At 57.1% G+C, this 22,091-nt stretch carries 7 protein-coding genes; 2 read left to right on the forward strand and 5 right to left on the reverse strand.

Annotated elements, in window-relative coordinates; translation table 11 throughout:
• Positions 1-4: 4 nt before the first annotated feature.
• From Poly24_RS19455 to Poly24_RS19475, 5 genes are all read right to left on the reverse strand, one after another.
• A complete protein-coding gene (locus tag Poly24_RS19455; RefSeq protein ID WP_145099375.1) occupies positions 5-1,048 on the reverse strand; it encodes a tetratricopeptide repeat protein in 1,044 nt (347 codons plus the stop codon).
• Between the two features lie 257 nt (positions 1,049-1,305).
• Positions 1,306-1,659 carry a hypothetical protein gene (locus Poly24_RS19460; RefSeq protein WP_145099378.1) on the reverse strand — a complete coding sequence of 118 codons (354 nt, stop codon included), beginning with the start codon at positions 1,657-1,659 and terminating at the stop codon, positions 1,306-1,308.
• A 486-nt stretch (positions 1,660-2,145) separates the two neighbouring features.
• Complete coding sequence (locus tag Poly24_RS19465) at positions 2,146-3,237, reverse strand: dipeptidase (RefSeq protein WP_145099381.1); 1,092 nt, start codon at positions 3,235-3,237, stop codon at positions 2,146-2,148.
• A 164-nt stretch (positions 3,238-3,401) separates the two neighbouring features.
• On the reverse strand, positions 3,402-5,243 hold the full coding sequence (locus tag Poly24_RS19470) for a hypothetical protein (protein ID WP_145099384.1): 1,842 nt from the start codon (positions 5,241-5,243) through the stop codon (positions 3,402-3,404).
• Between the two features lie 344 nt (positions 5,244-5,587).
• Complete coding sequence (locus Poly24_RS19475; RefSeq protein ID WP_145099387.1) at positions 5,588-10,570, reverse strand: DUF11 domain-containing protein; 4,983 nt, start codon at positions 10,568-10,570, stop codon at positions 5,588-5,590.
• A gap of 518 nt (positions 10,571-11,088) precedes the next feature.
• On the opposite strand from Poly24_RS19475, the gene Poly24_RS19480 reads away from it, so the two are divergent.
• A complete protein-coding gene (locus Poly24_RS19480; protein WP_145099390.1) occupies positions 11,089-12,708 on the forward strand; it encodes a hypothetical protein in 1,620 nt (539 codons plus the stop codon).
• Between the two features lie 346 nt (positions 12,709-13,054).
• Positions 13,055-22,087: a beta strand repeat-containing protein gene (locus Poly24_RS19485; protein WP_145099393.1), complete on the forward strand. Its 9,033-nt coding sequence runs from the start codon at positions 13,055-13,057 to the stop codon at positions 22,085-22,087.
• Positions 22,088-22,091 lie beyond the last annotated feature (4 nt).

The following is a 22,091-nucleotide window of genomic DNA, read 5'->3' on the forward strand; positions in this document are numbered from 1 at the left end:
TCAGCTACCGGACCGGCACCTGGCGGTATCGTTGATTCGTTTTGTAACCTTCCAGCCGAGCTTCAAATCCGCTGCGTTCGGACGTGGGGACGAGCCTTTCCCCCGTCTGGGCAATGCGAACCGCTTTTTCAAACTGCCCCGTTTCCGCCAAGGCGGCCGCGTGTGTATCGATATAGCGGAATTCTTCGGACGCGGGAATATCACGCAGCCCGTCGGTGATCTCCAACGCTTGCTGCCCATCGCGGAGACTGCCGTCGGGACAGGTCGCCAACAACCAGGCAAGGTTCAGCCGGGTCCGCAGATTCTGTTGGTCCAACTGCAACGCGTTTCGATAGTTTTCAGCGGCCTGCCGCCATTGCCCACCGTTCTGCAAGGCATCGGCAAGGTCGATCGCGCGGATCGCGTTGTCCGAATCCAACTGAAACGCGCGATGATAATCTTCAATCGCCGCTTGGACCTGGCCCGCCTGGAACCGCGCATGGCCGCGACCTGTGTAAAAATCCGCTTCACCCGGCTGCAGCGTGATCGCACGATCGTAGTCGGCGATCGACGACGACAGATTCCCCATCTCATAGCGCAACTCGGCTCGATTGAAATACGCGTTGGCGTGATCGGGTTTGGTTTGAATCACATCGTTGAACAGCGCCTCGGCTTCTTTCATCTGACCGCGCGTGGCGTACACAAACGCCATATTCTGCTTGGCACGCCAGCGGTTGGGATCCAGCTTCAACGAATTCCGAAAATCTTCAATAGCCGCCACGGCCATCGCATCGTCGGGGACCTGGATTTGGTCCCAGCGAAGTTCGCCGCGACGGTTCAGGGCCCAAGCCAACAATTGGTTCCCGTAAGCACGCACCTCTTGATCGGCCGCCGCTAAAGCGGACTGTTGAATCTGATCGATGATCCGCGTGTAATCAGCTTCGGTCGAAGCGTTCTTCGAGATCGTGTAGGCTGTTTTCAGCAACGCCGCCGTCGAAGGGTTCTGAGCCGCAGCGACGCCAGCCCAGATCAAAATGCAGGATCCGATAAACAGGTGCTGCCTGAGCATTTTACGAAAGTCCAAGGGGCGTGAATCGAACGATAGAGTCGATTCCCCTAGCGTATCGAAGTTCCCAGAGGGTTGGGAATAGCGATTTGGACTAGCAGAAAGATAAAATCGGCCTTTTCGATGGCCCGATGCCCAACGATGTTCAAGAAAACGTTGAGCGAAAACCGCATCGGTCGCCGCAGAAAGTCCCCTCGCGGGAACGCTTGGGGCCACCGCGATCGAACGATCACGGCGGCGCGACCAACGTTGTCCATTCGCTAGATTTGGACTTCACTCAATTGATCCAACAGACGCCGAGCTTCGCTCAAACCGCCTGCGGTGCGAGCGAATTCAGCAGCCGATGCCAGTTCGCCACCCGCGACGGCAGGTTTCTTCGCAGCAACCTTCTTGGTGGTCGTTGTCTTGGCGGCTGCGTTTTTGCGACGCGTCTTCTTACGTCCGGAGCTCGGCAACACACCTTCCTTGCGAAGCTTCGACTTCTGGTTGCTGAAGTAGCTCTCGCTGATCCCTTGAGGTTCCAGCGTCGCCGCTGCGTCCTTCCAGGTGATCTCAGGATTCTCTACCAAGTACTCAGTGATGGTGCTGGCCATCGAATTAGCTCGTTTTGCCACGGATTCTATTCCTCAAAAGTTTTTGTGTTGCGCCCGCCACATTCTAGTCAATTTACGCAATCCAGAAAGCCTACAATGTGATAAATGCTCAACTATTAAAGCGCATTATCGCACGTGAAATCTTATCACTGCCAAGCGCCTCTATGTAGAGTGCATCGGCCCAAGAAGGCGTCCTCAACCACAAAGCGGTTTCTATACTTATACCCCATACATTGCGTCTGGTGAGTATAGAATTGAGTCAAGTCCAAGCGAGGGGGCCGTCGCGTTGCGATTGGGAAGCTTGAGTGGATCGCGTCCCCCCCGCTGACGACTCGTGGGAAACCGCAGCATGGAGCACCGACACAACGCAATGCCCCTGCAACGCACCGATCGACGGAATCGTCGATCGAAAATACGCACGTACCAACGGGTCGCGCTAGTAGCCCTGCCGTCGCGTCGCAGTGCAGCGGGTAACGCCATGGATCAAGATGTCGCAGACGATCGAACCTACCGCGCCGATCCAGCGAACAATTTTCGGAAGATCCGCATCCAGTTGCCGTGGAAGATGGCATCGAGATCGGCATCGCTATAGCCGCGGCGAGAAAGGATGCCATCCAGCTTCTGCATATCGGCAATGGAATGGAGATCTCCTGGCGTCTGTTCGGTTCCAAACCCGCCGTCCAGATCGCTACCGATTGCGCTGTGGTTTGTATTCCCCGCCATCTGACAAACAAAGTCGATATGGTCGGCGGCCGCTTCGATATTCACCACACCGGGATCGGTTTCACCACGCGTCCAGCCGGGATAAAGCATCCACGCATCGAACGCGACACCGACCACACCATCGTGTTCGATGACGTTTTTCATCTGTTGATCCGACAGCTGACGCTGCCCCGGAACCAAGGTTCGCGAATTGTGATGACTGGCCCACAAGACGCCCGTATAGCGATCAAACGCTTGATCCATTGCACGATCCGCCAGATGGGTCACGTCCAATCCCATGCCCAACCCGGCCATGGCATCTAACAACCGTTCCCCTTTTTCGGTCAGTCCACCTTCGACAGCGGTCCCGGCAGCGTATTGACCAAATCCATAGTGAGAAAGTCCGATCGCACGGAGCCCCGCATGAAACCAATAGGGCAATTCTTCGGGATCCGAAATAGGATCGGCCCCCTCCATGGAGAGCACCATTCCCAACGGACCGTCGGATTCACTTTCACACTGCGTCCAATGCGACTCGAGTTCCTCGAGCGTGCGGATCCAACGGATCGCTCCCTGCTGTTCCCACAGTTGATAACAAGCCAGTTGCGAATGCGCGGCGGCATAGGCACCGATATGATGGGCAAAATCGAGATCGGTCCGCGCATAGCCTGTTTGCCGATCGGTCACAGGCCCGCTGCGAGCCAACAGCGTGCCGATACACATCCGAATCGCACCCGCCTGAAGTTCGGGAAAGCAGGTGGTGCCGCGTGTTCGCGACTTCAGATCGGTCATCGACTGCTCGCACGTACGGATCTCATCGAGGGAGAGTCGTAGATCGCGATCAAAAGAAGTAGCATTCCAGGCCAAGTCGAGGTGACCATCGATTATCGTTCGCATCGGGAAGGACTTTGTCTTGCGAGGTAGGGAGGTGGGAAAAGACGACAATGCGTCGGTTTATCATACTCCCTTGGAAACCCCGCTTTGACAATATCACCCACCCGTAGGAACTGCTGTTTTTGAGAACTTCTCTCTTCTCTGCCCCATTGCGGGACGTTGCCAGTTCAACGGACGCCGTCAGAAAGATTCAAAGCGTCCAAGGCGAGTAGATCGAGCGTTGAATCGAGCGAATCGTCATCTTCCTCGATATCGGCAACCGTGAACGCTGCCGCGCTACGTTGCATCCCGAATTGGGCGTTCAACAACCCAAAATCTCCCAAGTCGATGCTGCCATCAAGGTTTGGGTCGTGACTTTCACTGTACATTCCGTCGCCACGCGTTTGTCCAAACACGCTGTCCAGTAGGACAACATCGGCGATATTCACGCGTCCATCGAGATTCAAATCCGCGGCAAAGGTAGTTTCCGCCGTGGTGCTGATCGCATAACGACCTCGGTTGCCAGCGTTGCTGACGACAACAATTCCTTCGGATGCGTTGACGCTTCCCGCTTCGCCTGCCGAGAACTCCACAGCGATCCGCTGCGATTGGCCAGGTGCAACCTTAAACCCATCGGCGAGCGCCAAATCGTTGGCAGCGATCGACAGGCCGTCGACTCCCAACTGGATCTCATAGACTTCCAGTACGGTCTCGCCGACATTGGCGATCTCGATGTACTGCAAGGAATCGACGCTTCCTGGACGCAGCATTGTCGATTGAACGCCGTTGTCACCCGACGCCGCAAATTCCAAACCGCCGTCGGTTCCCGAAGTGGAGATTTGAATCAAGGGAGGCAATGCGGCGGTGGCGATCTCTACATTTGTTTGGGCATCCGCGACATCGATCGGTGCGCCCGACGTGTCGCCTACCAAACCGACGCCGCCATCACCCAAGGAGACCGTAATCGAAGAGCCATCGGTCGGCTTCAGCGCGACAAAAGTCAACGTGACAAACGTCTCAGCGACACCATCGCCAATCGCCCGTCCGATCCCCGCCGATTCAAACGACGCGCCGGTCAGTTCATCGATAAACCCAGCTGCAGTGTCAACGCTTCCGCCCTGAAAGCCAGGAAAGTTCTCGGTAATCGTGTCGGTAATCGAACCGGGATTCACCAACTGAAGTTCACTCGGATCCCAATCGACATCGATCGAAATCCCGCCGACCCCCGCGGCATCGGGATCGGATTCCGAAACCTGGACGTCGATCGTGATCAAATCACCAATCTGCACCTCTCCGGTTGCGTCAGCGACTAGCGACAACGTGACATCGGAGTTTGCATCCGTTGACGCTACTACATCGTCCGTTGTTTTCGACTCATCACTGGTCGGGAACGTTATCTCGTCGGTTGGCTCAGTTATTGGCGATGGATCTGCCGCGTCCGGCTTCGTCGGCTCATTCGTCTCGGGGGATACAACTTCACCATCGGGCAACGCGTTGGAAGTATCGGGTTCCTGTTCGGGCAGCGTCGTCTGCGGATCTGCAGCAACGATTTCGATCATCTCCACATCGAAATCATGATCTTCGTGGCGAAGCGACAGCGACGGGTAAGTTGCGGTTTGTGAGATACCTTCGAGCAGAGTAATTTCCGTAAGCGATGTCGGTGTGATTGCCTCAAATCGTAAAAAGGCAAAATGTTCGAACTCGCCGTCGCCGATCCGGCGTCCCACACCCGCCGATTCGTAGCTTGCACCCGACAAATTCAAGATGCGACCGAGATCGGCTTGCAGCGTCCCGCTGCGGAACATCGGCAGATCGTCAGTGATCGCTGCGGTCAGCGTATCGTTTGATTCCAGCGAACGCAGGTGATCGATGTTCCACATAATGTCCAGCGATACACCGCCAAGACCGTCGATCTGGTCACCTCGTTCCAACGCTTGAATCTCGACAAAAAACGTCTCTCCTGATTCGAGCGGACGAACCAATGGCGCACCTGGCTGGCCATCGATATCTTCGAGGATTTGAAGATCCATGGCCACCAAGGCCATCAGATTGCGTGGCTCTAATCGCTCGGTCCGAAGGCGTCTGCGTCGAGATTGTCCAAGCATAACTTCTGTCATCCAATGACGTCGTTGAGAAACCGCCGCCGCAGTAGAGGAACGTTCCATCGTTCCCTTGCGCTCGTCGCTGCAGGAATCTGCGCGGCCAGCGGAGTGTCAGAAATCCATGCGGAGCGCGTCAAGTCCATGACTTGAGCCAAACCTGAAAAATACCGGCAGGTTTTCGATTGCTAGCACGCCCGGTTTGCTAGCGCATCGCTGGCGGCGGCCCCGAGGGGACCGACATCCTAGAAAATAAAAGTCCGCGAGACAGCTCGTTAGGAGGTTGGCAGGATCAAGATCTTCGCGGTAACTATTGTTGTTCGATACGCTTCGCTGGTATCGACAAAATTGAGCTCGGGTCGGTTTTCAACAATCGCAGTCACTGTGACGGTCAACTGACGAACCGATCCCGTTTCGCTTGTGCTGAATTGCAGTTGGCGCAAGATGTCTTGCGCCGCTGAGGTTGTCAGGTTGTTGAACGTCAACAATGGCGCTGTCTCGCCATCTGCAGACAAAATGTCGCTTGGATCAACCGGACCAAGAATCTGGATTGTAAGAGATTCTAGCGGTAGATTGTCGACCGCCGCGAATACTGCGTTGGGGGCAACACCGATCGTTTCTCCGGTAGAAATGACTTGGTTCCCCGTCCCCAATCCGCTTTGGTTCACATCGGGCTGCAGATCTAACCATACGGGCCGCACAAAACCAAACTCGACATTTAAGGTGCCCAGGTCTCCAAGAGCGATTTCTCGATTGGGGGAACCTGCGATGCTCCAAGTGCACGTGTCGATTGTTTGCTCGGCTCCGTTAGGGCAGCGGGCATTCATATCTGATGTGAAGTCAAAACCATCCATCGTCGAAGTGACTGCCGCCGCTGCATCCGCCACCGTTTGGTAACTTAGGAAATCATTCAGGTCGACATTTCCCGAGTGAACAATATCGCTGTCGAAAGTCGATCCACCAACCAATCGAACGCGGAACAGATCGGTCCCGGAAGAGCTCAACGCGATCTCGGCTGCGGCGGCGAAGTTGTGAGTCGGAGTTTGATTTCCCGCCAACCAATCGGGCGACTGTTGGGTGACCTGCGCACCGTCGGATACTCGTACTGCTGGATCATAGAAGGCGATGTAATATTTCGTTTCGCCGACTGCAAGCTGTTCGCTACTACCGGAGAGAAACGCGGGAAGGACGGGAAGTCCGTCGATATCGCGCAGTAGGTTTCCGCTGGCATCGGCTTCATAGAGAACCACTGTGATGCCAGGATCGATCCCCGAAACATTCAACCCATCGAGAGTCATCGCGGCGTCGGTGGTATTGGTAACGCCAAAATGTTGCCAAGGCTGAACCGCGGCGACCATCCGATCTGCGTTCGCGGAGCCGGCCAATTGAGGATTGGTTGCCCAGGCGGTCAAATGGCCCGCAAGATCATCGGCGGGACGCAGATAGGGGACATATTCGAAGCTGCCAAAATTCGGCGACTCCGTCGTTTGTTCCGTCCCCGCTACCGAAACGCCTCCACTGATTTCGACTTCATGGAAGTCGGAAGCTTCCGGGAACGACGCGATCTCAAGCGTCCCTTCGGAACGCGAGGTAGCCAAGCGTCGGACAATATATGTCCCATCGCTCAACAACGTTCCGTCCGCCAATCCTGTAAACGTGTATCGCCCGTCGGCGTCGGTGACCGCCAATGGTTCATTCGCTTCGGGATCGAGAACGCCGTTGCCGTTGATATCCAGAAAAATCCCAAATCCGCTGACGCCCAGTTCCTGGGCATCCCAGATGCCATCGCTATTGAGATCGTTCCACTGGAATCCACTGATTGTCGGCCCCGCATTGGCAACCGGCGGAATGTACGTCAGCGTTCCCTCGCGCAGCGTTCCGATCGGCAAAATGAACTGGACAAGCGCGGCGACATCTAAAGTCGCCTTGCCTTCGGGGTTGGTGTCGTCGTTGTTCGTTGGATCGGGATCGCGCTGATCCGAAATTCCCGTGGCAACGTTTTCGATTTGTGTCGCTCCCACATCGCTTTTCACGCGAACAGCGAATCGCATCGTCGCCGATTCGCCTGGAGCGAGATCGAAGCCGCTCCAGGTGATCGTCGAGACTTCGGACCCCGGCGGGATCGTTGCGTTGCCAATGCTTGCCGTTGGCTGCACGATCGCGCCAGCGCTATCGCGGATTGGCTCGAGCCCGTCGGGCAATCGATCGGTCACCACAATACCGGTCGCCGTCGCGAAATCAGTAGGGTCCGCTCCTTCGGGGACTACGTTCTCCGCAGTGACTTCGAAGATTACAAAGTCTCCTTCAGTGACCATCGTCTCCAACGCGGTCTTCGTGATCTTCAGATCGGCAACCTGCGTGTTGCCAAAATTGGCGACCGACGCAACGCCCGCATCGCTGATCACTCGGATCCCCTCGGGCGGATCGATCGTGACCACATGTCCTCGGGCTACCGAATCGATGGGCACGGGATACGTCTGTTGCCAGCCGTCGCGATCGACTTCACGCACCAGATATTCGCCCGGCTCCAAGCCGCTGAAATAATAGACGCCATCCTGGCCGCGATGGTTGGTCGTGACAAAGCTTGGTTCGGGATCGTCGCCGGTCGAATCGAAGTTGCCGTCCCTATCAAGGTCTAGATAAATCGTCCAACCGTTGAGCCCCGATTCATCATCGTCCCAAACGCCATCGCCATCGACGTCATTCCACTTGTGCCCCAAGATGTCGATCTGGCTGTTACCAAAATTGGGAGCTTCTTCTTCACCAAAACGGCCGATGATCTGTGCGTTTGGATCCGTCGAGATCGTGATCTCATGGCCCCAATCGGTCGCGTTGCCGGGGTAGGTTTGTACCCAATCGTCCGGCAAGATTTCACGCAACAAATGATCGCCGACTTCCAGTCCATCGAACCAGAACGCGCCATCATCCTCGCCATCGTTTTGTGTTGTGAACCGAGGTTCATCGGCGTCAAGCTGGCCGTCCCGATCTCGATCAACGTAGATGATCCAGTCGTTGAGTCCCGGTTCATCGTCGTCCCAAACGCCATCGCCATCGATGTCATCCCACTTGTATCCGATCACCTGCGGTCGCCAATTTCCGAAGTTCGCCGACTCGGTCACTTCAAAATCGCTAACGTGTCGTAGTCCATTGGGCGGATCGATCGCGACGACGTGCTGGAAATTAAATGCCGCGCCGGGGTAGCGTTGTTTCCACCCCTCGGGGACGATTTCGCGAACGGTATAGCTTCCCGCAGCTAGTCCGGTGAAGCTGTACGCGCCATCATGCGTTCCATCAAACGCCGTTGTCGTGATCGGCTCGATCCCTTCGTCGAACGTTCCGTCGTTATCGAGATCGAGATAGATTTCCCAGCCGTTGAGCCCGACTTCACCAGCGTCCCAAGCACCGTCAAAATTGACGTCGTGCCATTTGTAGCCCGAGATGTCGGCCTGGTAGTTGCCAAAGTTCGGCAACTGTTCTTCGCCAAACGCGCCGTTGACGCAGATTCCAGCCGCTGGATCGATCATCACCAAATGTTGGAAACCTGTCGCGACACCGGGGAAACTCTGCTTCCATCCCTCGGGGACAATTTCTCGCACGATGTACGTTCCCGGATCCAAATCGTCGAACCAATAGGCGCCATCCAGAGTGCCGTCGTTGCGGGTTTCAAACAGCCGTTCGGTGCCGGCGTCGTATTGCCCGTTGCCGTTGGCATCGAGATAGATCTGCCAGCCGTTGAGCCCCGATTCGTCATCGTCCCAGATGCCATCGGCGTTCAGGTCGTTCCATTTGTAGCCGGAGATCGCCGGCGGCGGCGTGTTGATGATCTCGATATCGTCGACGTACCAACCCTCGGGATCGATCCGAGGAATTTCACCCGTGTCGAACAGGAACTTAATCTGAATCTCTTGGCCGTTGAATTGACTGATGTCATGCGTCGCCGACAGCCACTGATTGACCGTCGTCTCGGGCAGCGAGCCGTCTTGTCGCGACAGGATCTGCGTCGCCACACCATCGACGAGAATCGAAACGCTTACAAAATCGGCGTCTAATTCGGGGCGAGTGTCTAACAGATAGGAGAAGCTGACGATCGTCGTCCCTTTTTCGGGCAATTGGATCAACGGCGAGGTGATCGTGCCGCGATGCGACTCTGTCAAAACATAATGGCCGCCGCCATAAGCGGTTTCGAACGCGCCGTAGTAGAACGATTGAATCGGCGTGTGATTCAACAATCCATCAAATCGGCGTCCTGGGGACCGGTGCCATAGCCCATTGATCGTACGGCCGGTGTTGTCGATCGTGAACCCGCCATCACCGAGACTAAAGTTTTCGCTGTAGACCTGATCGATCACGCGGGCGTTGGGGGAAAATGCGAGATCGCCGAACACACCGTGAACGGGATCCTGCAGAGGCACAAGGGCCATCGCCCCGCTGGCCGCATCGATTTGGAACAGCTTACCATTGGCCGCATCGCTGCCGACCAAAACCCCATCGTTGCGATAGCCAAGCCCCGCGAAACTTCCCGAAAATCCCGCCGCCCCAACCAGCGACTTTGTGGCTAACGTGCTGCCATCGCTTGGATCGATCTCCAACACGATTGCGGCACCAGTGCTCGCGTTTTTTGCCGTCACATACGCTTTGCCACCGGCGTCGATCGCCAGTCCGCCCGGCATATAAGCAGCCACGTGTCCGGCCAACACAATCGATCCGTCAGAAATATCGATCGTGTACAACGACATCTGGCTGGCCACCCCGCCACCGCTGACGCCCAAGGCATAAATCGTATCGGTGGTCAGATCGGTCGCCATGTCATCGACACGAATGGGCAATGCGATGGCCGCGCCGATCGCCGTTCCGCCACGTGGATCGATCTCCTGCAAGGTCGATGTGCCCCCGGCCGCGTTGTTGGTCGCAATGAACAACCGACCATCAGCGGTGAACGCAGTTCCATTCACCCCTGTGTCAATGGTTAAGTGATCGTTGTGCAATGGAGCTGCGATTGCAGCGGTGGTGTCCAAGGCAAGGATCAGCCCACTGTTGGTGTCGCTGATCGAACCATCCGCGATCCCGCCGTACGCGATGCCAAGATCACCCGCCAACAATTGGCGGTCTTCCAGGCGCTCTATCTGGCGACGCAGCTGGTTTCGACGACGACGTTTTGGGGCGCGTTGATGATCCGCACTGGAACTCCGCCGCCGCGACGCGGCACTGCCCGATGCTGAGTTTTGCGGAACCGAACCGAAGAAATTTAAACCGAACACGCCTGAAGCTCCTGACTTTGCCTGGGCTCCCTGCCGTTAGTGACTGCAACGTGCCAGCGCCCCCGCTGGCCCCACGTGTCAACGTATGGAAATACGCTGCAATCGGTGGATCCACTATATTCCGCCCCCCAACGGTGTTCTAGAGAAGATTCTCGTGTTCGTCAGATGAATTGTCCTGTTGGAACCAGGAAACGGCAAACTTTACCGATTGGTGAGAGCTTCGCGATGGCTGCGAGTTTACCGGACACTTAATCTGTGCCGCCTCGATATCAAATACTTAGTTAAAGATTTGTGCTTTCGAAAACGATTTGCTTGTCGGTACTTGGCACCGTGAGTATAAGTGATCTAAGTGGCACGAACCTGTCAAACCGTGGCATTGGAAGAATCCTTTCAATCGCCAGAATGAGGCGCGGTCGTTGCGGCACCCGATTTATGTGGATCGGCGTGCGGCCAGGGAGGGCAAGTCAGTTTCGTTTTTTCTAAGTTGCCATCGAGTGCTACTTACGGGGAGATCTAGAATGTTGTCGCTATTTCGAAAATCGAAAAAGCCTTCCGAATCCACGCGCCGAAAACAGCAGGCTCGTCGACGTCTGAGGGCTGAATGTTTAGAAGACCGTCGTTTGTTGGCCGGTGTCGTCAACGTCGACACGACCGTCTTCGGCGACCTGACGCTCGATGGTAATGTTTCGAGCAATCAGATCGCTGTGCATGGGACCGCGGTTCCAGGACAGTTTGTTATCGAGGGCGAAAACGGAACCCTGCTAACACTCGATGGCGGAGCTCAGACCTTTTCCTCGCTGACCGTCAACGGGATCACCGACGATATCATCGTTGATCTTGGACATGGCGATGACATCTTTACGTTGGGTGACAACTCTAACCCGACCGAGATTGGTCAAAACCTGATCATCACCAATCGTGACGACGACACCAACATCCTCAGGAATGTGGATATCGGTGAAGACTTGCTGATTTCGCGAACCGACATCGCCTACAGCGAATTGCAAATCGATGGATCGATCATCCGTAACAACGTGGATATCGACAACAATGTCGGCGACACGAAGACGGAGATCAGCGACAGCGAGATCGAAGGAACCTTGATCATCGTCAATGGTAATGGCGACGATGTCACCGTCGTCGACGCCACATCGATTGGTTCGGCACAGTTCTTCCGTCCCGGTGGCCCAGGCACGCCCGCCGATCCCGTCGTGAGCATTACGAATGGGAATGGCAGCAGTTTAACATCGTTTACATCGGCCAACGATCCCGACACGACAGGCTTCCTGCCAACCGGAACCCTCTCGCGGCCAACGATTTACGGTGGCATCAACATCGTCAACGGCGATCAACTGCCTCCCGGATTGATCGTAGCTCCGCCGACCGCTGGCGGCGCAACACCCTCCAGCTTGAGCGTGGCTGTTGACATTGTTGTCTTCAACCAGGCGGACGTCTTGGGGCACTTGGACATCGAAAACTTCGATGGACACACAGAAACCGTCATCGTCGACAGCAACATCGGTACTGACAACAAGGCCCGCGATACCGTCGTTCCGATCAATGGAGGTTATGGTGACGCGGTCACGATCGCCAATGGCAATGGCTTCGACCTCTTCCTGTCTCAAAATTCGACCATGCAGTACGGCTTGAGCCTGAACAATGGCACGGGCAACTGGGGCAGCCAAACCGATATCCGCGACAGCGAAATCGGTGGACGTGATACCGGATCACTGGGCGTCGACGCGGCGATCTTCTTTGTCGGTGACAACGGCGACGACGTGTTCAACGTCAGCGATACAACGTCGGGTTCGACCTTTGATGGCATGGTGATCCTTGAATTCAACAATGGCGAAGACCACGTCCAATTCATGGGCGTTGCCAGCCAGTTGGAATTGGACATGCTGGACATCAATTTTGGCGCCGGCGACGACTTGCTGTACATGGAAAATGTGGAAGTCAAGTCGATGGTCAAGGTCCTGTTCTTGGCCGGAACCGACACGCTGGAATTGCGTGACAACGTTGATTTCCCACCGGGCCTGCTAGGCACGATTGAGATCGATGGTGGTGCCGGAGCCGACTTCTACCATGTCGACAACGTGATGATTCCGTTCATCAACTTCGACACCTTAATCCCGTAGTCGTCCTTTCGACGACGAATCGAACAATTTGCAAAGCGTGTGGCGTCTCGTCACACGCTTTTTTGTTGGTAGCCGACGAAAAAACATCGCCTCAAAAAATTCGTGAAACATCGGCATGCAAACCCACCCGACGCGGTCCAGGTTTGCACTGTGGAGACGCCTTCCCGTTTGCAAATCAGGGGATGCAATCGGCACAATCGTGCGGATCGTTAGTATTCCTGTAACACAAACCGATCCCGCGATGGAATAAATTGCGGAATTTTTTGGGCCCAAGTAGTATCCAACGGTTTGTCGCCGCGTGCCCGATCGCTTCCCCATCCCGTCTCTTTTACCCGCGCCAGGTTTGATGCGAACCCCACTTTCCCTGCGAAAACTGTTACGAAAATCGACATCTTCGCGGCGGCGTGCGCTGCGGCGGCGGGTGCTGCAGTCCGAATGTCTCGAACAACGCCAACTGCTTGCCGGTGACGTGCAGTTGCGGTTTGAGTTCGTCGATGCGGCGCAGAGTGCCGTGACGTCGCTATCGGTGGGGGAGGACTATACGCTGCGCGCGTATGTCCGCGATGTGCAAACCGCCGCTCCGGACGGGATCTTCCGCGCCTACCTCGACGTAAACTACGACAGTAGTTTGGCCGCCGCATCGGGCGCGATCACCCATGGTCCCGGCTACAGCATGTCGCCCGATGGCAACACGAACACCGCTGGGTTGATCGATGAAGTCGGCGGCAGCGATTCCGATGCGACCCCACCGTCGAACGACACCCAGCGGACGGCGGAATATTTGCTGTTCTCGACGACAATCACCCCATCGGCTCCCGGCACGCTAAACCTTTCGATCGACGACGCCGATGGGCCAACGCGTTCGATTCAAATGTGGGACCTGCGTCAGATCCCGGCATCGGAAGTGGCACTCGTCGGCGCATCGATCGAAATCGCATCGAACATCATCATCACGCCAACGACCGGTCTGCAGACAAGTGAAGCCGGCGGAAGTTCCAGCTTTACAGTTCGCCTGGGCGAACAGCCCACCGGCAACGTGTCGTTTAATCTCTCCTCCAGCGACACCACCGAAGGAACGATCGACAAGAGTAGTCTGAGCTTCACATCGACGAATTGGAACACGCCGCAAACGGTCACGGTGACCGGCGTCAACGACAGCATCGCCGACGGGAACGTTCCGTATCAAATCATCACCACTGCGATCACCAGCACCGACAGTCGGTTTAGCGGCGTCAATCCGTCGGACATCTCGGTCACCAATCTCGACGATGGTGATGCGGCCGGGATCACGATCCTCGACGCTACCGATTTGACAACACGCGAATCGGGAACGCGATCCGACACGTTCCGCGTTGTGCTGAACAGCCAACCGACCGCGACGGTGACGATCCCATTGACTAGTAACAACGCGTTGGAGGGGACCGTTTCGCCGAGCCAGTTGGTCTTCACGACCAGCAACTGGAACGTCCCGCAAACCGTTACGGTGACCGGACAGAACGACGACGTCGACGATGGCGATCAATCGTACAAGATCGTCTTAGCCAAGCCGACCGGATCGGATTCTGCTTACACGGCGCTCAGTGCCAACGAGGTCACGGTGACGAACGTCGATGACGACACCGCCGGCGTTGTCGTTACGCCGACAAGTGGGCTGGTCACTGGAGAGGATGGCCGCACCGCAACCTTTACCGTCCGATTGCAATCGCGTCCGTTGGGCAATGTGACTGTCGGTTTGGTGTCATCCGACACGACCGAAGGCACATTATCGACGTCGTCGCTCAGCTTCAACGTTACCAATTGGAACACGCCCCAAACCGTGACCGTTACCGGCCTGAACGACAATGTCGACGATGGCGACATCGTTTACAGCGTGATCACGACGGCTTCGGCTTCGGCCGACCCGAAGTATCAACTGAGTGCCAGCGAAGTCCCCAACGTCTCGCTCACCAACGCCGACGATGCCGACACGGCAGGTTTTACGATTTCGCCAGCAACGGGCCTGACGACTGCCGAGAGTGGAGCCCAACAGAATACGAGCTTCACGATTCAGTTGAGCAGCCAGCCGACAGCGACGGTTGTCGTCTCGTTCGCTTCGTCCGATTCGAGCGAAGGGACTGTATCACCCGCAAGCCAGACATTCACGACCAGTAACTGGAACTCGCCCCGAACGATCACGATCAGCGGCGTCAACGATGCGCTCTCCGATGGCAACATCGACTACGCAGTCCAGGTTTCATCGACATCGACCGATCCCAAGTACGTGCTGAACCAAAGCCTTCCCGTCACGAATGTCGATGACGATCCGGCCGGGGTGACGATCAGCCGCACCTCGGGGCTGAGAACGACCGAAGGCGGCGGGACCGACAGCTTTAATATCCGTTTGGATTCGCAACCGACGGGCAATGTCGTCGTCAGCTTCACATCGAGCGACACCACCGAGGGAACCGTCGCGCCGAGCCCGATTACGTTTTCGACAACCAACTGGAATGTCGCCCAGACGGTGACGCTCACCGGCATCGACGATCCGGTCCAGGACGGCGATATCGGCTACACGATCAGCCTCTCGCTCGCTTCGAACGATCCGGCTTACGATGACCTGCAAGCTCCATCGATCTCGGCGACCAATGCCGATAACGAAGTCAACGTTACGATCCAACCGGTCGGCGATGCGATCACCGACGAAACGGGACGGCAGGCGACCTTCAGCGTCAGCATCGACAAAGAACCGACCTCCAACGTGACGATCGCCCTCTCGTCCAGCGATCTCACCGAGGGAACGGTATCGCCCGCGTCGGTCGTCTTCACACCCCAGAACTGGAACCAGCCGAAGACCTTCACGGTGACCGGCGTCGACGACAACATCGACGATGGCGACGTCAGCTACACGATCATTACGTCGGCGATTCAAAGCAACGATCCAAACTACAGTGGCGTCAACCCTGCCGACGTGACCGTTGTCAACCAAAGTGCTGGCGATCAAGCCGCCGTTGTCGTTAACGCCGATCCCAACCTGACCACGACCGAATCGGGAGGCACCGCGACCTTTACCGTCGCGTTGGCGACACAGCCCGTCGCCCCGGTGACGATCGATCTAACGTCCAGCAACACCGCCGAGGGAACGGTCAATCCAATTCAGTTGACGTTTACGACGAGCAATTGGAATACGCCCCGGACCGTCACGGTGACCGGAGTCGATGATCTCGTCGATGATGGCGACGCATCGTATTCGATCCGCTTTGACGTGCTAAGCGCCGACGGAAAGTACAACGATCTAGCCGTCAGCGATCAAGCGATACGAAACACCAACAACGATGTTGCCGGGCTGAACCTAACGCCTGCCACGGGACTTGTGACCAGCGAAGATGGGGCGGTGGCAACCTTCACCGTTCAATTGACTTCTCAACCGTTGCAAAACGTCACCGTCACTCCGCAATCCGGCGACAACAGCGAAGGGCTTGTCACCTCGCAACCGCTGACCTTCACATCGACCAATTGGAACCAACCGCAAACCGTCACCGTGGTCGGCCAGAACGACGACGTGAAAGATGGCAGCGTCGACTACACCGTTGGCTTCGCGTTGACATCGACCGATCCCAAATACAACGCCTTGGCGGTCGGAACCGTCCAAATCACGAACGAAGACAACGAGATTCCGGTCACGATCTCCGCACCGTCCTCCAGTGCGACCAGCGAGGACGGAACCAGCGTCACGTTCACTGTCGTCTTGGATCAACAACCGACCGACAACGTCACGATCGACCTCTCGTCAAGCGACCTTGGCGAAGCGACGATCGACCTGACTTCGTTGACTTTCACGAGCCAAAACTGGGACACTCCGCAAACCGTTACGGTCACTGGAGTCGACGATTTCATCGACGATGGCAACGTCGCCTACCGCATCATCACGGCGGCCGTCGTCAGCAACGACCCCGATTTTTCAGGGCTCAAGCCGGCCGATGTGTTGCTGACCAACAACGACAACGGCGACGTCGCGGGGATCAACGTCAGCCCACGTGTCGACGTGACCACCAGCGAAACGGCAGCCGACGGTTCGACCGAGGTTACCGTCGTCCTGAACTCTGAACCGACAGCGTCGGTGATTGTCGAGCTGATCTCGAGCGATACCGGCGAAGGAACCGTCGCTCCGACTCAATTGATCTTCGACGCCACCAACTGGGATACGCCACAGACCGTCACGCTGACGGGAGTCGATGATTTCATCGACGACGGTCCGGTCGATTATTCGATCCGTTTTAATGCCCTGAGTGCCGATCCGAAATACAACGCGATCGAGACCGCGGATCTTGTCGTTTCGAATTTGGACGATGATGTCGCGGGGGTTCGCATCGAATCCGATGGCCCGTTGGCGACAAGCGAAGATGGGGGCGTGGCGATCTTCACGGTGCAGTTGGATTCACAACCGACAGCCGACGTCACGATCGCCCTTGCGTCGGACAACACTGCCGAGGGAACAGTCGCTCCGCAAACGTTAACCTTCACCACGTTGAACTGGAACGTGCCGCAAACGGTCACCGCCACAGGCGTCGACGATGCGGAAAAGGATGGCGACGTCGACTACTCGATTCAACTGACCGCCACCTCGACCGATTCGGTCTATAACGCGATCCCGATCGCATCGGTTGTTGTCACCAATCAAGATGACGAAGTCCCAATCACGATCTCCGCGCCGTCGGCGGCCACAACCAGCGAGACCGGCACCGAGGTGACGTTTACGATTGTCTTGGACGAACAGCCCAGCAGCGATGTCACGATCGGACTCTCCTCCAGCGACACGACCGAAGCGACGATCGACATCGATTCGGTCCTCTTCACTTCGGACAATTGGAACGTTCCGCAAACGATCACCGTTCGCGGCGTCGACGACGACATCGACGATGGCGATGTCGATTTCCGAGTGATCACGTCGGTCGTGCAAAGCGACGATCCGCTATTCTCCGTATTCGATCCCCGCGACATTTTGCTGACCAACCAAGACGATGGCGATACCGCCGGAATCACGCTCACGCCATCGACGACTACGCAGACGAGCGAAGCGGGGACCGGAACGGCTGCGACGATGCAATTCGTTCTCGACAGCCAACCGACATCGGACGTCACGATCGCGATCACATCGACCGACACGACCGAAGGGACCGTCTCGGCGAGTTCGCTGGTTTTCACCGCCGACAATTGGAACGTGCCGCAGAGTGTTACCGTCAGCGGAGTGAACGACGACGTCGACGACGGCGACATCGATTACCAGATTCAGTTCAGTGTCAGCAGCGACGATGCAAAATACGCGGCGCTCACGCTGCCAGCTCAATCGTTCCAAAACCTCAACGACGACACCGCCGGCGTCACGGTCACGCCTCCTGGGAATCTAACGACCGGCGAGGACGGGACCTCCGATCAATTTGTCGTCGTCTTGAACAGCGAACCGACCAGCGACGTGACGGTGACGCTTGTCTCGTCCGACACCACCGAAGGAACGGTCGATCCGCAAACGTTGACCTTCACCCCCGCCAATTGGAACATCGCACAAACGGTCACGGTCAGCGGCATCGACGACAGCTTGGAAGATGACCAAGTCGACTATACCGTCGACGCAACGATCAGCAGCGACGACGCGAAATATGCGGCTGTTGTGATTCCCGCGATCACTGCATCGAACATCGACGACGAGGTGGGCGTCCGCTTCACTCCCGCCGGCGATCTGGAAACCTCCGAAAACGGAACGACCACCTTTTTTGATGCCGTCCTGACCAAACAACCCACGGGCGAAGTTCGCTTCGATCTGGCAAGCAATGACAGCGGCGAAGTCACGATTTCGCACATCCAGCTGGTCTTCACGCCCGACAACTGGGACGTTCCACAGCGTGTGACGGCCACCGGTGTCGACGACGCAAGTGTCGACGGCGACATCGCGACCACGATCGTCACGTCCGCCGTTGTTAGCGACGACGTCCGCTTCAGTGGCTTCAACCCACGCGACCTCACGGTCATCAATCGCGACAACGACACGGCGACATTGCAAGTCACCGCAGTGACGACGTCGCAGGTCGAAGGAACCGCAGGCGGGACCACCGCGTTCACGTTTGATCTCGCCCTGACCGGAAGTGTCACCGGTGGCTTCGATATCGACTACGCAACCGAAGATGGAACCGCGACCGCGGCCAGCGGCGACTACATCGACAACGACGGTTCACAGTCCTTTGTCGGCACCGACGGGGAGACACATCAGGTGACCGTGTTGGTCAATCACGACAACATCGTCGAACTCAACGAACAGTTTCAATTCGCATTGGGCGCGTTGACCGCCACCACCGATTCGATTCGCGATCGGATCACGATCAGCGGCAGCCCGATCACTCTGACGATCGTCAACGACGACACGGCAACCGTCACGCTCACGGGGCAGAGAAGTCGCGATGAGGGAACGGCCACCGGAAACGATACGATCGACTACACGGTCACGCTCTCCAACCCGGTTCAAGATGGATTCTCTCTCGCCTACGCAAGTTCCAACGGCACCGCGACCGCCGGGGATGACTATGTCGCCAATTCGGGAACGCTGAATTTTTCAGGGACCGAGCTGACAAAAACGATCAGCGTGCAGATCACACGCGACAATAAGGTCGAAACCGATGAGACCTTCCAGTTGGCGATCGGTCCGATCACCGACGTATCCGCCGAGATCTTGAGCCAGTTGACGCTGGTCGATCCGTCGATCACGACCACCTTGGTCAACGACGATTCGGCGACGCTGCGTTTGATTCCGCCAGCGGCGACCGACGAAGGATCTTCGCAGACGACCACGCCGTTCGATTTCACAGTCGAATTGTCCGCGCCGGTCCAAGGCGAATTGCGAATCCCTTTTAGCACAGTCGACGGGACCGCCACCGTTGCCGACAACGATTACGTCGCCCGAACCGGAACGCTCGTCTTTTTTGATGGCTCGACGACGCCCAAGGTGATCACGATCGATGTGAACCAGGACGATCGCGTCGAAGCGTCGGAGAACTTTTCCGTTTCGCTGGGGACTCCGACGGGACCTGCGGCTTCGATACTCAGCGAACTCAACATCGAAGGCTCGCCCGCCACAGCAACGATTCAGAACGACGACTTCCCGCGACTGATCCTTTCGCCTCTGGCCCCCAGCGAGACCGAAGGAACCGGCGACGACGCGACGGTTCTCTCGTTCATGGTCCAGTTGACTGATGCCGTTCCCGGCGGCTTTGTGTTGCCCTACACGACCGATGACGGGACTGCGTTCGCCGGTAGCGACTACATCGACAACGATGGAACGCTCACGTTTAACGGCGATGCAGGGGAAACGAAGGTGATCACCGTCTCGATCATCAAGGACAACCGCGTCGAAGGGGACGAGACGTTCGAACTGAACTTGGGCCAGTTGCAGCAGCTCGCTTCGGGGCAACGCGTCGACATTCCGGACAGCCGCGCGATCGTGACGATCGTCGACGACGATACAACCACCCTGTCGATCGATCAAACGAGTGTCACGCAGAACGAAGGAACCTCGGCCACCGGCACCGAATTCCTTTACACCGTGACGCTATCGAATCCTATCCAATCGTCGTTTAGCTTGCCTTACGCAACGGTCGATGGCACCGCGCGAGCGGCTGATGGCGACTTCACGGCAGTCGATTCGACGCTCGACTTCGTCGGCACCGCTGGTGAAACGCAGACCGTCCGGATCGTCGTCGCGGCGGACAACATCGTCGAAGCGAACGAGTCGTTTTCGGTCGCGTTTGGCAATCTGATCGGTGTTCCCAACGAATTGGCCGATCGTGTGACCGTCGACTTTACCTCCGTCACGGCGTCGATCGTCGACGACGACACCGCAACGATCACGGTCGCCGATGTCAGCGGTTCCGAATCGGCCGGCGCGTTGACCTTTAATGTGACAGCCAGTGCGATCGTGCAGGGGGGATTCTCGATCGGATATTCGTTGTCCGATGGCACCGCAACCCTTGCCGACAACGACTACGTCAACACCAACGGAACGCTCACGTTTGATGGCGTCACCCAACGCAGCGTCGTCGTGCAAATCGGCAGTGATGCCAAAGTCGAACGCAATGAGACGTTCCAGTTGATACTCGACGCGCTCGCGGGGCTGCCCGCCGGAATCGGCGATCGCGTGACGCTTGCCGACAATTCTGCGACAGCGACGATCACCAACGACGATACCGCTCAGTTCGCCTTCACCTCCGCCACCAGCACGGTCCAAGAAGCTGCCGGTTCGCATTCGTTCAACGTCCGCTTGGATGCGGGAGCTGGCGGATCGATCGGCGAAGCGGTCACGGTGAATATCACTGCAACCGGAACGGGGACGGCATCAAGCGCCGACTACACGCTGACGACGACCTCGATCACCTTCCCCGCCGGAAGCACAACGGGAACGACGTTGCCGGTGCAGTTGCAATTGACCGACGACAATCTCCAAGAGCCTTTTGAAACCGCGGTCTTCCAAATCGCCGTCGCGGGAGATGCGGTCGATGGGGCGGTCAGCGTTGGTTCCCCCAGCAGGCACACCGTCGAGATTCAAGACGATCCACGAACCGCCGTGATTTCAGGCAGCGTGTGGGTCGATGCGAACCAGAACACGTCCGCCGACGCGGGCGAAATGATGCTCAGCGGGATCACTGTGCGATTGTCGGGAACCGATCTCCAAGGACAAGCGATCACGGCCGCGACAGCAACCGATGCGTTGGGACGCTACCAATTTACCAACCTACCGGCGGGAACCTACACCGTCACGCAACAGCAACCGACCGATTACCACGACGGCAACGCGGTTGCCGGCAGCACGGGCGGGACGGTTTTGGAGAACCAAATCACCGGGATCGTCCTGGAACCGGCTGGCGTTTCGCAAAACAACAGCTTCATGGAAGCGGGAAAGAAAGCCCAATACGTCAACTCGGGACGTATCCTCTCGCGACCGATCGATCGCGACACCGTCTCGAGTTCGGAAGTTCAGGGCGTTCAGTTGCAGCGATCCGGTGCAACCTTGACCATTCTGGGAACCGACGATCGCGACATCATCGAGGTCACGCCAGCAGCGAGTGCATCGGGGCAGCACATCCTGACGATCAATGGAGCAACGCAATCGATCAATGCGAGCGAGGTCAGCGTGATCCGGATCGAAGGGGGCGGTGGGGACGATGACGTGATCTTCCGCGACACCGCCGGCAACGATCGGCTGACCGCCGCGGCGGATCAAGCGATCTTGGAGACAGCCAACTTGCGGATCGAATCGATCGCGAACGAGTTTGTCGAAGCGATCTCCAGCGGCGGAAGCGATCAGGCCGATCGCCAAGCACTCGACTTCATCTTACGTCTATCGGGCGATTGGCAATAAACGA

Source organism: Rosistilla carotiformis, assembly GCF_007753095.1.
Classification (GTDB): Bacteria; Planctomycetota; Planctomycetia; order Pirellulales; family Pirellulaceae; genus Rosistilla; species Rosistilla carotiformis.

Coding starts and splice junctions, on each gene's coding strand:
- Poly24_RS19455 (WP_145099375.1), bottom strand. CDS start 1,048: ATGCTCAGGCAGCACCTGTTTATCGGATCCTGCATTTTGATCTGGGCT.
- Poly24_RS19465 (WP_145099381.1), bottom strand. CDS start 3,237: ATGCGAACGATAATCGATGGTCACCTCGACTTGGCCTGGAATGCTACT.
- Poly24_RS19470 (WP_145099384.1), bottom strand. CDS start 5,243: ATGGATCTTCAAATCCTCGAAGATATCGATGGCCAGCCAGGTGCGCCA.
- Poly24_RS19480 (WP_145099390.1), top strand. CDS start 11,089: ATGTTGTCGCTATTTCGAAAATCGAAAAAGCCTTCCGAATCCACGCGC.
- Poly24_RS19485 (WP_145099393.1), top strand. CDS start 13,055: ATGCGAACCCCACTTTCCCTGCGAAAACTGTTACGAAAATCGACATCT.